We start from the raw sequence: 14,017 nt of genomic DNA, 5'->3' as shown, positions 1-14,017 counted from the left end.
CATGGCCGAAATCACCCTGAAGTCGCTGGCCCACACCTACCTGTCGAACCCGACTGCGCCGGAGGACTATGCCATTCGCGAGATGGATCACGTCTGGCACCAGGGCGGGGCCTATGCGCTGCTCGGGCCATCCGGCTGCGGCAAGTCGACCCTGCTCAACATCATCTCCGGCCTGCTGGAGCCCTCCAGTGGCGAGGTGCTCTTCGACGGCGAGGTCGTCAATGACCTGCCCCCCGAGGCCCGCAACATTGCCCAGGTGTTCCAGTTCCCCGTCATCTACGACACCATGACCGTCTACGACAACTTGGCCTTTCCGCTGCGTAACGTGAAGACCCCCGAGGCCCGGGTCCATGAGCGCGTCATGGAAGTCGCCGACGTGCTGGAGCTCACCGACCAACTCAAGCGCAAGGCCAAGAACCTCACCGCCGACGAGAAGCAGAAGGTCTCCATGGGCAGGGGGCTGGTGCGCGAGGATGTCTCGGCGATCCTCTTCGATGAGCCGCTTACGGTTATCGACCCTCAGCTCAAGGGGAAGCTGCGTCGCAAGCTCAAGGAGATCCACCAGCGCTTCGAGATCACCATGGTCTACGTGACCCATGATCAGCTTGAGGCCTCCACCTTCGCCGACAAGATTGCCGTGATGTACGAGGGGCAGGTGGTGCAATTCGGCACACCCAGAGAGCTCTTTGAGAGGCCCAACCACACCTTTGTGGGCTACTTTATCGGCAGCCCGGGCATGAATTTCCTGGAGGTCATGGCCCGTGACGGGCAGGTGATGGCCGGTAACACCGAGCTGAGGGTCGGGAAGCACGTTCATGATGCCGTCGCTCAGGCGCGTTCCGCCCATATCAAGCTGGGAATCCGTCCCGAATTCATCGAGGTGCATGCCGAGCCGGTCGAGTCTGGCATGGAGGCCAGGGTCGAGCACGCCCAGGATCTGGGCACCTACTCGATTGTCTATTTGACGCTGGGCAGCATGGCGCTCAAGGCCCGTATCGGGGAAGACCAGGCGACGCCCAGCGGGAAAGCATGGCTGCGCTTTCCCGATGAGCGACTCGGCCTTTACGTCGACGAATACCGCGTGGAGATCGACCATGAATAAGGTCTATAACAACCGGGCATGGTGGCTGATCCTGCCCATGTTACTGCTGGTGGCTTTCTCGGCCGTCATCCCGCTGATGACCGTGGTGAATTACTCGGTCCAGGACGTCTTTAATGCCAATACGCGTTTTTTCACCGGCACCGAATGGTTCAAGGAGATGCTCAACGACCCGGCCCTCCAGGCGGCCGTGTTGCGTCAGTTCGCCTTCTCGATAACGGTGCTGGCCATCGAGGTGCCACTGGGGATCGGTATTGCCCTGATCATGCCCAAGAAGGGCTGGCAGGCCTCGGCCGTGCTGATCCTCGTTACCATGCCGCTACTGATTCCCTGGAACGTGGTGGGCAGCATCTGGCAGATCTTTACCCGGGGGGATATCGGCCTGATGGGCTGGAGCCTTCGCCAGCTCGGCTATGGTTACAACATCACGGCGAGTCCGGTGGATGCCTGGGCGACCATCATTCTGATGGATGTCTGGCACTGGACGCCGCTGATCGCATTGCTCTGCTACAGCGGCCTGCGCTCGATTCCCGATGCCTACTATCAAGCCGCGCGTATCGATCGTGCCTCGAAGTGGGCTGTCTTCCGTTACATACAGCTGCCCAAGCTTACCAATGTGCTGGTGATCGGTGTGCTGCTGCGCTTCATGCACTCTTTCATGATCTATGCCGAGCCCTTCGTACTCACGGGGGGCGGCCCCGGCAGCTCCACGACTTTCCTCAGCCAGTCGCTGACGACCATGGCCATCGGTCAGCAGGATCTGGGGCCCTCGGCGGCGTTCTCGCTGATCTATTTCCTGATCATCCTGCTGGTCACCTGGGTGTTCTACACCGCGATCATGAACATGCAGAAAGACGACAACAAGGAGGCATGACATGAGTCATTCATCGCCCACGACTCCCGATGCCGTACGCCAGCGCGCCGCGGCCGCCGATAATCGGCGGCGTCGCCAGGCCCGCCCAGCCTCTCGGAAGTGGCGCCGTCGTGGGCTGATGGCAGCCTATATCGTGTTCGTGCTGTTGCCGATCTACTGGTTGCTCAACATGTCGTTTCAGTCCAACACCGAGATTCTCGGTGGACTGACGCTATGGCCCGAGAACGTCACCACCGAGCACTACGCCAAGATCCTCACCGAGCCCAGCTGGTACATGGGCTATGTGAACTCTATTACTTACGTGCTGATGAACATGCTGATCAGCATCGTGGTGGCGCTGCCGGCTGCCTATGCCTTCAGCCGCTATCAGTTCATCGGGGACAAGCATCTGTTTTTCTGGCTGCTGACCAACCTGATGGCGCCGCCGGCCGTATTCCTGCTGCCGTATTTCCAGCTTTATTACACTGTCGGGCTGTTCGATACGCATGTAGCGGTCGCGTTGGCCCACTGTCTGTTCAATATTCCGCTGGCCGTGTGGATTCTCGAGGGCTTCATGAGCGGCGTCCCCAAGGAAATCGATGAGACCGCCTTCATCGATGGCTATAACTTTCCGCGATTCTTCGTGAAGATCTTCATTCCCATGATCAGCTCGGGGATCGGTGTGACCCTGTTCTTCCTGTTCATGTTCTCCTGGGTCGAGCTGCTGCTGGCCAGTACGTTGACTTCGACCAGTGCCCAGCCCATCGCCTCGGTAATGACGCAGACCAAAGGGGCCTCGGGGGTCGACTGGGGGGTCCTGGCCGCTGCGGGCACGTTGACGATTCTGCCAGGTATCGTGGTGGTCTATTTCGTTCGTAACCACATTGCCAAGGGCTTTGCCCTGGGCCGGACCTGAGGAGGACGCGCTATGGAATGGATGGTCTGGACCACGCCCACTACGATCTTCTTCTCCGCCATAGCGGCCATGCTGACCGGTATGACGGCCTGGGAAGTCATCTCGCCGACGATTGAGCGCAAGGGCTTCTTGCCGATTTCGACCACTCGTGGTGACCGCTTCTTCATCGGACTGCTCTCAGCCGCCTATATTCACCTGGCGGTGGTGGGGTTCACCCCGCTCAGCATCTGGCTGGCACTGGGCGCATCGGTGCTCTGGCTACTGATCCTGATGCGCTGGGGCTGACAGAAACGCATGGAGCCGAATGTCCAGGAACGGACGACAACAACCAATGAGGTCAACATGAAAACGAGAACAATAAGACTCTCTCTACTGGCTGCCGGAGTGATGCTGGCAAGCGGTGCCCTGCATGCCGACAGTCACGATGCTCGCGCCGTCGCCGAGCGCCTGGTTGATGAACATTTCCAGGACTCGACGCTTTCCCGCGAGGAACAGATCGAGGAAATGATGTGGTTCGCCAAGGCGGCCGAGCCCTTTCGAGGCATGGAGATCAACACCGTCGCCGAGGGCCTGACCACGCACATCTATGAGCGGGACGTGCTGGCCGAGGCGTTCACCGAGCTGACGGGTATCGAGTTGACGCACAACATCATTGGTGAGGGTGATGTCGTCAACAACATGCAGACCCAGATGCAGTCGGGTCGCAATATTTACGATGGCTACGTCAATGATACCGACTCCATCGGGACACACATCCGTTACGGCACCACCGTCAATATCTCCAATGCCATGGAGAACGAGTGGGCCGACTATACCTTGCCGACCTTGGCTCTTGATGACTTTATCGGCTTGCAGTATGGCACCGGTCCGGATGGCAGTGTCTATCAGTTGCCCACTCAGCAGTTCGCCAACCTCTACTGGTTCCGCTACGACTGGTTCCAGCGCGAGGATCTGCAGAAGCAGTTCCGCGAGATTTATGGCTACGATCTGGGTGTGCCGACCAACTGGACTGCTTACGAAGACATCGCCGAGTTCTTCACCGAGAATGTCGGCGAGATCGATGGCACCAAGATCTATGGCCACATGGATTATGGGCGTCGTGACCCATCGCTGGGGTGGCGTTTTCACGACTCCTGGCTCTCCATGGCGGGCATGGGCAGCCCCGGCGTGCCGTTTGGCAACCCGGTGGACGACTGGGGGATTCGCGTCAACGAACAGAGCCAACCGGTCGGGGCCAGCGTGTCTCGCGGCGGGGCCACCAACTCGCCGGCCGCGGTATTCGCCGTCACCAAGATGGTTGATTGGCTCGACAAGTATGCCCCGCCCGAAGCCAGCGGCATGACCTTTGGCGAAGCCGGGCCGGTGCCGGCCCAGGGGAATGTCGCTCAGCAGATGTTCTGGTACACCGCCTTCACGGCGGACATGACCGACCCTGAACTCCCGGTCACCGATGAAGAGGGCAACCCCAAGTGGCGCATGGCGCCGTCACCGACGGGGCCTTACTGGGAAGAAGGCATGAAGGTCGGTTATCAGGACGTTGGGGGCTGGACCTTCTTCGATTCGACGCCAGAGGATCGTCGTACGGCCGCTTGGCTGTTTGCCCAGTTTACCGTCTCCAAGACGGTTTCCCTGGAGAAGCTCATGGAAGGCCTCACGCCGATTCGCGAGTCTGACGTCTTCTCCGAGCAGATGACCGAGATGGCGCCCAAGCTGGGTGGTCTGGTGGAATTCTATCGCAGCCCGAATGAGTCCAACTGGACGCCGTCCTCCACCAACGTGCCGGACTACCCGCGCATGGCACCGCTGTGGTGGCAGAACCTGGCGCCGGCCGTCAGCGGCGATATATCGCCCAAGGAAGCGCTCGACAACCTGGCCGGGGATCTTGACGGCATCATGGAGCGCCTGGCGCGAGCCAAGGTCTTCGATACCTATGCCCCCAACCTGAACGAAGCGCGTGATCCGCAGTACTGGCTCGACCAGCCGGGGTCGCCGAAGCCGAAGCTGGATAACGAGATGCCGCAGGGCACGACGGTGCCTTACGACGACATGATGGAGGCGTGGATGGCCGCCGGTTCTCGCGAATGATGTATGGGCGGGGCATCTGACCCGCTCGCCGTTGCCCCGGGCGTTCCCGGGGCACTTAAAGATCGTGTAACGGGTTGCCTGAACAAAACCAGGCTCCACTCGGTGCATACCGAGTGGAGCCTTTTGCTTTGAAAAAGGGCCAGAATGTAGTGGTCAAGTGTTTCTGGCCACTACCGTTGCTGAGGGCGCGATGTTTTGCGCATGAAAACCGTTCATCCGCAGGCGGAGAAACATGCGATGAAACCCGCCATGGGCTGCGTTATGATGGCGGCTGGATTTGTCTCTGTTTGCCCTTCATTCTTGACCTTTTACTACGAGGTTTATCGCCGATGTTTAGCCGCAGCATGACCATTGCCGGATTCGATGACGTCCTTTATGACGCCATTCAGCAAGAAGAGCAGCGTCAGGAAGATCACATTGAGCTGATCGCTTCCGAAAACTACGCCAGCCCCCGCGTGCTTGAAGCCCAGGGCACTCAGCTGACCAACAAGTACGCCGAAGGCTACCCCGGCAAGCGTTACTACGGCGGCTGCGAGTTTGTCGACATCGCCGAAAGCCTGGCGATCGACTACGCCAAAGAGCTGTTTGGCGCCACCTACGCCAACGTCCAGCCGCACTCCGGCTCCCAGGCCAACGGCGCGGTATTTCAGGCGCTGATCAAGCCCGGCGATACCATTCTCGGCATGAGCCTCGACGCCGGCGGCCACCTCACCCATGGCGCCCGCCCGAGCTTCTCCGGCAAGCACTACAATGCCATCCAGTACGGCCTCGATGATAAAGGACTGATCGATTACGATCAGGTGGCCGAGCTTGCCCGTGAGCATAAGCCCAAGCTGATTATTGCCGGTTTCTCGGCCTATTCGCATATCGTTGACTGGGCGCGCTTCCGCCAGATCGCCGATGAAGTCGGCGCTTACTTTTTGGTCGATATGGCCCACGTGGCCGGGCTGGTGGCCGCGGGCATTTATGACAACCCGATGCCCCATGCCCACGTGGTCACCTCAACCACGCACAAAACCCTGCGCGGCCCCCGTGGTGGCGTGATTCTCTCCGCCGAAAACGACGAAGCCATGGAGAAAAAGCTCCAGTCGGCCGTTTTCCCCGGCGGGCAGGGCGGGCCCTTGATGCACGTCATCGCGGCCAAGGCCATCTGCTTCAAAGAAGCCATGGCGCCCGAGTTCAAGGTGTATCAGCAGCAGGTGGTCAAAAATGCCCAGACCATGGCGGAAGTGTTCGTCGAGCGCGGCTTTGACATTGTCTCCGGCGGCACCGAAGACCACCTGTTTTTGCTCTCGCTGATCAAGCAGGGCGTGACCGGTAAAGATGCCGATGCTGCCCTGGGTCGCGCCAACATCACCGTCAACAAAAACGCCGTGCCCAACGACCCGCAAAGCCCGTTCGTCACCTCCGGCCTGCGCATCGGCACGCCTGCCGTCACCACCCGCGGCTTCAGCGAAGACGAATGCCGCCGCCTGGCCGGCTGGATTTGCGATGTCCTCGACGTGCTAACCAACGGCGATGACACCACCGCGATTGAAACCAGCGTAAAAGCAGAAGTTGCCAAACTCTGCGCGCTGTTCCCCGTTTATACCGACTGATTACACGCCCCTCCTTTCACCGGCTACGCCGCAGCGCGTAGCCGGCTTCCCTGCGTCATATAGCCCCCAAATGTGGCAAGGCTGACGTGGGCGTAGTACTTGATGGCTTAATTCTCTAAACTACTGCCTGCGTTTTCAGGACAAGGAAGCGTGCCGTCTACGCTAAACATCGCTATATCGATAGGGCAAGGGAATGCGTCCAGTGTAATCCCCGGGCGGTAGCGTGTCTTTTTTAAGGAAACCCGCATGTTGATACCTCAGCGTTTATTATTGCCCGCGGCCCATGCCGCGCCGGGCTTGTTAGCCACGTTGAAGAAGCCGGCGTGCGCGCTGGCCGCTGCCGTGCTGCTCGCTGGCTGTGCCCAAGCGCCGTTTAACTCACCGGCGAGCGAGCAAGGCTATGTCTTAAGCGGCGATAACGCGCAACCGATCCAGAACGTCACGCTTAACGGCTTTCTCGATCAAACGCCGGGTAATAGCGCCGTGACGGCCGCCACCAGCCCCTGGGGCAATAATGTGGAAGTGGTGGCTGAGGCACGCTACTTTGCCGCCAGCGGGCGAGAGTGCCGTAAGCTGCGCATTGTTACGGCGTCGCAGCAAACCCGTCAGGCGCTGGTATGCCGCGGGCCCAACGGCTGGGTAGAGCAGCGCCTGGTGACCCAAACAGCAAAAGGCGTTAGCCAATGACACCATATATGCCCGCCGTCACGACGCCTGATAGCGTGGTGGTATCGCTCAAAACCGCGTGTAAAAAAGCCGCATGGCTAGCAAGCCTTGCCGTAGGCTGTGCGCTGTTATCTCCCACCGCGAGTGCGCAAACACTGAGCCTGCCCGACAGCATTGTGCCGCAAGAATCAAACCGCAACAGTGGCGAGACTGGCGAACAGTCCGAAACGGACGCAGCGAGTTCACGTACCGATTGGCGCAGCGGCACTTACGGCCCTGTCTCGCAACAGAAACAGGACGAACTGATCGAAAGCCTGCAGCCGTTTGGCGCTAACCTGTTTACCGGAGGGTTTCGTGGGGCAATGGGCGATGGCCTCAATCCTGGCTATCGTGTTAAGCCGGGTGATCAGGTAAACGTAAGAGCCTGGGGCGCCATTACTCTGGATAAGGCGCTGCCGGTAGACGTACAGGGCAACATTTTTATTCCCGGTTACGGGCCGCTCGACATCGAAGGGCAAACCAGCCAGCAGGTAGACGCCAGCGTACGCCAGGCGATCACCTCGATTTATCCGGAGCAGGTCGAGGTATATACCAATCTGCAAGGCGTTCAGCCGGTTGCCATTTACGTGACGGGCTACGTGGAAAACCCCGGACGCTATGCCGGTACGCCGAATGACTCGCTGCTGTACTTTCTGGATCAGGCCAATGGCATTGACCAGGCGCTTGGCAGCTACCGCAAAATCCACGTCAAGCGCGGTGGGCGAGTCGTATCAACCATCGACCTGTACGATTTTCTCATCAGCGGTGACATCCCGCATATTCAGTTTAAAGACGGCGATACCATTGTGGTGGAAGAGCGCGGGCCGGCCATTGCCGTCACCGGAGATGTTCACCAGGCGTATCGCTATGAACTGACCAGTACCCAGCTGAGCGGCGAAGAAATTGCCCGGCTGGCCCGGCTGGAAAGCGGCGTATCTCACGTGCTGCTACGTGGCAGCCGAGGTGACGGCCCAATCGCCGAGTATTACCCGCTTGCGCGTTTTAGTCGCCAAACGGTACAAAGCGGTGATGAAGTAATGTTCAGCGCTGATCAGCGTAGTGAAACTATCGTCGTTGAGCTTGAAGGCAGCTACCTGGGTCCATCGCGCTACGCGTTACCACGCGATGCACGTTTGGGCGAGCTGCTGGACTCGGTGGCCGTGCCCAAGACCATGACATCGGTCAATAATATTTCGCTACAGCGTGAAAGCGTCAAACGGCAGCAGGCAAAATCGCTGAAGGAAAGTCTGCGCCGTTTGGAAACGACCTACCTGGGGGCGCCGTCAAGCACCAATGAAGAAGCCCAGGTGCGCGCCAAGGAAGCCGAGCTGATCCAGAACTTTATCCAGCGCGCCCGCGAGCTGGAACCCAGCGGCCGGTTGGTGGTGGCTCACGGCGGGTCGATTGCCAATATTCGCCTGCGCGATGGCGATGTTATTACCATTCCTGAAACGAGCGACTCACTGCTCATCAGTGGGGAAGTCGTTGTACCTCAGGCCGTGGTGTATCGTCCGAACATGAGTGCGGAAGACTACATCGAAGGCGCCGGCGGCCTTACCCAGCGTGCGGATGATGATCATATCCTGCTGGTGCGCCAAAACGGTGCGGTAGTGAATGCAGACGATACTGACGTGCGCGCGGGCGATGAAATTCTGGTGATGCCCAAGGCACCGACCCACAACCTGCAGCTTGCCAGCAGCCTGACGCAAATCCTTTATCAAATTGCCGTGGCCACCAAAGTTGCCGTAGACCTGTAGCGCACCCTATGACTGATACAACACCTAAGCGGACAGCATCCCGCACGCCCTGGCAGGTAACCCGCAGCGTATGGTTTGCCATGTTCATGCGTGAAGCGGTTTCGCGCACCATGACTGACCGCATGGGCTGGTTCTGGATGCTCGTCGAGCCGCTTGCCTTCACGCTGATTATGGTAGCGATTCGCGGGTTTATCAGTGGTGACAAGTTAATCGTCAACGCTGAATTTATTCCGTGGATGATCACCGGTCTCATGGGGTTTTTCCTGATCCGCGAAGGCATGATGCGCGGCTTGGGCGCGGTAGATTCCAACAGCGCGCTGTTTGCCTACCGCCAGGTGCAGCCGGTAGACCCGGTCATCGTGCGTAACTTTTTGGAAGGCATGCTGCGTACCTTTATTTTTATGCTGTTTATTCTCGGGGCAGAAATGCTGGGCATGAAGCTATTTCCCGATAGCGGCGTTCAAGCGTTTGGCTGGTGGTTTTCCCTCTGGTGTTTGGGGTTTGGCCTTGGGCTTAGTGTCTCGGTATTAGGCAGCCTGGTGCCTGAAGTCGGGAAAGTGGTGCGCATGATCAACATGCCGCTGTTGATTCTCTCAGGGGTTATTTTTCCGCTGAACCAGCTGCCGCACTGGCTGCTTGAATACCTGATGTATAACCCCATTGTGCACGGTCTGGAGCTCTTGCGCGCCGCGTTTTTTGACGGCTACCAAACGGTACACGGCACCAGCGCTACCTACTTCTGGCTATGCACGCTGGGCGTTATCGCCTTGGGTCTGCTGCTGCACGTGCGCTTTAAAGCAGCGCTGAAAGCACAGTAACAGCGTTAAGCTCCTTTCTTTATCCCCGGTGCCAATGAGCCATGATTGAAATTAACGGCCTTTACAAGCGCTACCACAACCATCACGGCAGCGACTGGGTGCTGCGCGATATCAACCTGAGCATACCCACCGGCGTTAGCGTTGGGCTGGTGGGGCGCAACGGCGCGGGTAAATCAACGCTTTTGCGCCTTATTGCCGGCATGGATAGCCCTGAGCGGGGCAACATCCGCCGCCGCTGCCGCGTTTCCTGGCCCATTGGCCTGGCCGGCGGCTTTCAAGGCAGCATGACCGGGCGGCAGAACGTCAAGTTTGTAGCGCGAGTTCACGGCGGGCGGCAAAACGTACAGCCGGTTATTGATAAGGTGCGGGCATTTGCCGAGCTGGGCGACGCCTTTGACGAACCCATACGCACCTACTCCAGCGGCATGCGCGCGCGGCTTAACTTCGGGCTTTCGCTGGCGTTTGATTTTGACGTCTACCTTTCTGACGAGGCGACCTCGGTTGGCGATCGGGCCTTCAAGGCCAAAGCTACCAAAGCCTTTAAAGACAAGGTAGGCCAGGCCAGCCTGATTATGGTGTCGCACAGCGAAGGCATTTTGAAAGAGCTTTGCCAGGCGGGGCTCTATCTGAAAAACGGCCAGGCGATCTGGTACGACGACGTGAACGATGCCATTGCTGCCTACCATCAAGAAACCGACGGTATCAAGGTCGAGCCTGAACCCCAAACGCTGGAACAGGCACAGGAGCAGCTGCGCCGCCGCAAGGCCGAGTTCGACAAGGCCCAAAAGGCATTTGAAAAAGCCAAAGAGGATGAACTTATCCCGCGTGAGCGTAAAGCATACGGGGACAAATTCCGTGCTGCCCGCGAGCGTCTGCACACTGCACGTCAGCACGTTCAGGCCTTGCAACCGCCGCAACACGATGAATCATCTTCGTGAAAGGGCGCAGTCATCGTGGCCTATTATAGCGCCTGACTTTTTTCCTTATCCTTAACGGCTAAGCTTCTAATGAAACAGTTCATCAAAAACCAGCCCCACTGGGCCGTGGCGCTTGCCGCCATTTTTCTTGTTAGCGTTTATTGGCTGTTATGGGCCGAAGACAGATATGTCTCGCGGGCAACCGTTGTGTTGGAAAGCCCGCAAATCGCCCAGCCGGATATCAGTTTTTCGTCCATTTTAACCGGGTCAGGCGGTGATAAGGACTTGCTACTGTTGCGCGAGTATCTGCTCTCGGTGGATATGCTCAAGCGAGTACAAAGCGAGCTCGATTTTCGCCAGCACTACAGCGAAAACGGCGACGTCTTTGCACGCCTGTGGGACGCCGACGCGCCGATTGAAAAGCTGCATAAGTATTACCAGCGCCGGGTCGAGGTAGAAATGGACGAATACGCCGGTGTGCTCAACATTAAGGTGCAGGCCTATTCGCCCGAATTTGCCCACGCGATGGTAGCCCTGCTGCTAAAGGCCGGCGAAGCGCACATGAATGAGATGGGCCAGCGGCTGGCACAAGAGCAAGTGCTGTTTCTTGAAGAGCAGTTAAAACGCCTGGAAGAGCGGCTGGATAGCGTCCGCGCCAAGCTGCTGGCGTTCCAGAACAAAGAAGGGCTGGTATCGCCCACCAGTACGGTAGAAAGCCTTAACCAAGTTGTCGCCACGCTAGAGGGCGAGCTTGCCCGCCTGCGCGCTCAGCGCCAGGCGCTTTCCACCTATCAAAGCGTACAATCCTCTGAGATGCAGCGGGTTCAGGCAGAGATTGATGCGCTGCACGAACAGATTCAGCTGCAGAGCGACCGCTTGGCCAAAGCCACCGGAGAGTCGCTCAACCGTATTTCCTCGCAGTATGAAACGCTGGACCTCAAAGCCCAGTTCGCCCAGGAGACCTACTCCAGCGCGCTGAGCGCACTGGAAAGCACCCGCCTGGAAGCCGCGCGCAAACTCAAGCAGGTCAGCGTACTGCAAAGCCCGCTCCAGCCGGAGTACCCCACCAAGCCAGACCGGCTCTACAACACAACGTTGTTTGCGCTCATCGTCATCTTTCTGGGCTTTATCGCCAGCATGATGGCCATGATTATTCGTGACCACAGAGATTGATGACAGCCGGCGGCACATAGCGAGAAGTGCATAACAAACATAATTCAAAAAAATTGATCAGTAACAGAGTCAGTAAAAAGGAATACATAATGAATGGTTCAGCCCACACCAAGACTTTCCTGATCACCGGCGGCGCCGGCTTTATTGGCTCTGCCGTGGTGCGTGAGCTGATCGCACGCTCCAGCCACCGCGTGGTGAACGTTGATAAGCTTACCTACGCGGGTAATCTTGAGTCATTGGCAGACGTCGCAGATCACGAACGTTATGCCTTTGAGCAGGCGGATATTTGTGATGCTCAGGCGATGCAGCGATTATTTGAACAGCATCAGCCCGACGTGGTGATGCACCTGGCCGCCGAAAGCCACGTTGACCGCTCCATTGACGGCCCCGCCGAGTTTATTCAAACCAATATGGTCGGTACTGCGGTGCTACTGGAAGCCGCGCGCGGTTACTGGGCGGCGTTGCAGCAGAGCGACGCTGCCAAGGCCGCTGACTTTCGCTTTCATCACATCAGTACCGACGAGGTTTACGGTGACCTGGACGGGCCTGATGAGCTGTTTACCGAGACCACCTCTTATGCACCCAGCTCGCCGTATTCCGCCAGCAAGGCCGGCTCAGACCATTTAGTGCGTGCCTGGCAGCGTACCTTCGGTTTGCCCACACTGGTGACCAACTGCTCCAACAACTACGGCCCATATCACTTCCCCGAGAAGCTGATCCCGCTGATGATTCTTAACGCGCTGGCCGGTAAGTCGTTGCCTATCTACGGTGACGGCAAGCAGGTGCGCGACTGGCTATATGTGGAAGACCACGCACGGGCGCTGATTCAGGTAGCTAGCGAAGGCGAAATAGGCGAGACCTACAACATCGGTGGCCACAACGAGAAGCAGAACATCGAAGTAGTAAACACATTGTGCGCGTTGCTGGAAGAGCTGGTGCCGGAGAAGCCGTCGGGCATTGCCCGCTATGCCGATCTCATCACCTACGTGTCTGATCGGCCCGGTCATGACCTGCGCTATGCCATTGATGCCAGCAAAATCGAGCGAGAGCTTGGCTGGGTGCCGCAGGAAACCTTCGAAAGCGGCATGCGCAAAACCGTACAGTGGTATCTGGAGAATGAAACCTGGTGGCAACGCGTACAAGATGGCAGCTATCAGGGTCAGCGGCTGGGAGTCGGCGCATGAATATTCTTATTATGGGTGGCAATGGCCAGGTCGGTTTTGAGCTACAGCGCCAATTGTGCCTGTTGGGCGAGGTTTACGCCCCTAGCCGCGCCGAGCTTGATTTAGCCGATGCACAAGCGGTGCAGGCCTGGCTTGAGCACTACCGGCCAACGCTGATTATCAATGCCGCTGCATACACTGCCGTGGACAAGGCCGAAGACGAGCCGCAGATGGCTCAACGGCTGAATGCCGAGCTGCCCACTCAGCTGGCTGCCTACGCCGCTGAGCAGGGCGTGCGATTGGTTCACTATTCCAGCGACTACGTGTATCCCGGTGACGGCGAGCAGGCCCGAACCGAAGACAGCCCTGTAAAGCCGCTTTCCGTTTACGGCGCGAGCAAACTGGCGGGCGATCAGGCCGTAAGCGCGAGCGGCTGTGATGCCCTGGTGTTTCGTACCAGCTGGGTTTACAGCGCACGCGGCAACAATTTCATGAAGACCATGCTGCGGCTGGGCCGCGAGCGCGATGCGCTTGGCATCGTGGCGGATCAGGTTGGCGCGCCCACGCCGGCGCGGTTAATCGCGCTGGTTACCGGTCTGGCATTGGAGCGCAAGCTGGCGGCAGGCCTCTACCACTTGGCGCCGCGCGGCGAGGCCAGCTGGCACGGCTTCGCCTGTGAAATTTTTACGCAGGCAAAACACGCCGGTGAAACGCTGGCCATTAACCCGGAAGGCGTAGCGGCCATTCCCACAGCACAATACCCCACGCCCGCTGCGCGCCCGCTAAACTCTCGCCTTGAGCTCAACAAGCTTGAGAATGCACTCGATATTACCCTGCCGCATTGGCAAAGCCAGCTGGTGCTTACGCTCAAAGAGCATCTGGGCTAAGGCTCAGGCTTCAGTGTGTCCTGCGCGCCCAAGCTGCGATGCAGAA

Annotated in this window: 13 protein-coding genes; all 13 read left to right on the top strand. The window is 58.5% G+C overall.

Features of this window, described 5'->3' with window-relative positions:
- The first annotated feature begins 1 nt into the window (after nt 1).
- The 13 genes from B5495_RS04545 to rfbD all read left to right on the top strand — a co-directional run bounded on the left by B5495_RS04545 (nt 2) and on the right by rfbD (nt 13,971).
- Nucleotides 2-1,102, top strand: coding sequence for an ABC transporter ATP-binding protein (locus tag B5495_RS04545; RefSeq protein ID WP_079551696.1), 1,101 nt, complete (start codon nt 2-4; stop codon nt 1,100-1,102).
- Nucleotides 1,095-1,973 (top strand): carbohydrate ABC transporter permease, encoded by an 879-nt coding sequence (locus B5495_RS04540; RefSeq protein ID WP_079551694.1) that lies wholly within the window; start codon nt 1,095-1,097, stop codon nt 1,971-1,973. Before B5495_RS04545 ends, B5495_RS04540 begins: the two co-directional genes overlap by 8 nt.
- Nucleotide 1,974: 1 nt before the next feature.
- Nucleotides 1,975-2,868 carry a carbohydrate ABC transporter permease gene (locus tag B5495_RS04535; RefSeq protein WP_079551692.1) on the top strand — a complete coding sequence of 298 codons (894 nt, stop codon included), beginning with the start codon at nt 1,975-1,977 and terminating at the stop codon, nt 2,866-2,868.
- Between the two features lie 12 nt (nt 2,869-2,880).
- Nucleotides 2,881-3,153 (top strand): DUF2160 domain-containing protein, encoded by a 273-nt coding sequence (locus tag B5495_RS04530; RefSeq protein WP_079551690.1) that lies wholly within the window; start codon nt 2,881-2,883, stop codon nt 3,151-3,153.
- A 57-nt stretch (nt 3,154-3,210) separates the two neighbouring features.
- The gene (locus B5495_RS04525; RefSeq protein WP_079551688.1) at nt 3,211-4,953 is read left to right on the top strand and encodes an ABC transporter substrate-binding protein; all 1,743 of its coding nucleotides are present in this window, start codon (nt 3,211-3,213) and stop codon (nt 4,951-4,953) included.
- Between the two features lie 329 nt (nt 4,954-5,282).
- Entirely contained in the window at nt 5,283-6,551 is a 1,269-nt protein-coding gene (gene glyA, locus B5495_RS04520) for a serine hydroxymethyltransferase (RefSeq protein ID WP_079551686.1), read from the top strand.
- 246 nt (nt 6,552-6,797) lie between these two features.
- A complete protein-coding gene (locus B5495_RS04515) occupies nt 6,798-7,238 on the top strand; it encodes a DVU3141 family protein (protein WP_079551684.1) in 441 nt (146 codons plus the stop codon).
- Complete coding sequence (locus B5495_RS04510; RefSeq protein WP_231897228.1) at nt 7,235-9,013, top strand: polysaccharide biosynthesis/export family protein; 1,779 nt, start codon at nt 7,235-7,237, stop codon at nt 9,011-9,013. Before B5495_RS04515 ends, B5495_RS04510 begins: the two co-directional genes overlap by 4 nt.
- An 8-nt stretch (nt 9,014-9,021) precedes the next feature.
- Nucleotides 9,022-9,831 carry an ABC transporter permease gene (locus B5495_RS04505; protein ID WP_079551682.1) on the top strand — a complete coding sequence of 270 codons (810 nt, stop codon included), beginning with the start codon at nt 9,022-9,024 and terminating at the stop codon, nt 9,829-9,831.
- A gap of 41 nt (nt 9,832-9,872) precedes the next feature.
- The gene (locus B5495_RS04500) at nt 9,873-10,769 is read left to right on the top strand and encodes an ABC transporter ATP-binding protein (RefSeq protein WP_079551680.1); all 897 of its coding nucleotides are present in this window, start codon (nt 9,873-9,875) and stop codon (nt 10,767-10,769) included.
- A 69-nt stretch (nt 10,770-10,838) separates the two neighbouring features.
- Entirely contained in the window at nt 10,839-11,921 is a 1,083-nt protein-coding gene (locus B5495_RS04495) for a KpsE/RkpR family capsule polysaccharide export protein (RefSeq protein ID WP_079551678.1), read from the top strand.
- 89 nt (nt 11,922-12,010) lie between these two features.
- Nucleotides 12,011-13,105: a dTDP-glucose 4,6-dehydratase gene (rfbB, locus tag B5495_RS04490; RefSeq protein WP_079551676.1), complete on the top strand. Its 1,095-nt coding sequence runs from the start codon at nt 12,011-12,013 to the stop codon at nt 13,103-13,105.
- A complete protein-coding gene (gene rfbD, locus B5495_RS04485) occupies nt 13,102-13,971 on the top strand; it encodes a dTDP-4-dehydrorhamnose reductase (RefSeq protein ID WP_079551671.1) in 870 nt (289 codons plus the stop codon). Before rfbB ends, rfbD begins: the two co-directional genes overlap by 4 nt.
- The last annotated feature ends 46 nt before the right edge of the window (nt 13,972-14,017 follow it).

This window comes from Vreelandella subglaciescola, from assembly GCF_900142895.1.
GTDB classification, from domain to species: domain Bacteria; phylum Pseudomonadota; class Gammaproteobacteria; order Pseudomonadales; family Halomonadaceae; genus Vreelandella; species Vreelandella subglaciescola.
Note: the sequence above shows the minus strand (reverse complement) of the source record. Positions and strands in the feature narration are given on the sequence as shown.

What these genes read in the sequence shown, in the direction of transcription:
- B5495_RS04545 (WP_079551696.1), top strand. Translation starts at nt 2, where the DNA reads ATGGCCGAAATCACCCTGAAGTCGCTGGCCCACACCTACCTGTCGAAC.
- B5495_RS04540 (WP_079551694.1), top strand. Translation starts at nt 1,095, where the DNA reads ATGAATAAGGTCTATAACAACCGGGCATGGTGGCTGATCCTGCCCATG.
- B5495_RS04535 (WP_079551692.1), top strand. Translation starts at nt 1,975, where the DNA reads ATGAGTCATTCATCGCCCACGACTCCCGATGCCGTACGCCAGCGCGCC.
- B5495_RS04530 (WP_079551690.1), top strand. Translation starts at nt 2,881, where the DNA reads ATGGAATGGATGGTCTGGACCACGCCCACTACGATCTTCTTCTCCGCC.
- B5495_RS04525 (WP_079551688.1), top strand. Translation starts at nt 3,211, where the DNA reads ATGAAAACGAGAACAATAAGACTCTCTCTACTGGCTGCCGGAGTGATG.
- glyA (WP_079551686.1), top strand. Translation starts at nt 5,283, where the DNA reads ATGTTTAGCCGCAGCATGACCATTGCCGGATTCGATGACGTCCTTTAT.
- B5495_RS04515 (WP_079551684.1), top strand. Translation starts at nt 6,798, where the DNA reads ATGTTGATACCTCAGCGTTTATTATTGCCCGCGGCCCATGCCGCGCCG.
- B5495_RS04510 (WP_231897228.1), top strand. Translation starts at nt 7,235, where the DNA reads ATGACACCATATATGCCCGCCGTCACGACGCCTGATAGCGTGGTGGTA.
- B5495_RS04505 (WP_079551682.1), top strand. Translation starts at nt 9,022, where the DNA reads ATGACTGATACAACACCTAAGCGGACAGCATCCCGCACGCCCTGGCAG.
- B5495_RS04500 (WP_079551680.1), top strand. Translation starts at nt 9,873, where the DNA reads ATGATTGAAATTAACGGCCTTTACAAGCGCTACCACAACCATCACGGC.
- B5495_RS04495 (WP_079551678.1), top strand. Translation starts at nt 10,839, where the DNA reads ATGAAACAGTTCATCAAAAACCAGCCCCACTGGGCCGTGGCGCTTGCC.
- rfbB (WP_079551676.1), top strand. Translation starts at nt 12,011, where the DNA reads ATGAATGGTTCAGCCCACACCAAGACTTTCCTGATCACCGGCGGCGCC.
- rfbD (WP_079551671.1), top strand. Translation starts at nt 13,102, where the DNA reads ATGAATATTCTTATTATGGGTGGCAATGGCCAGGTCGGTTTTGAGCTA.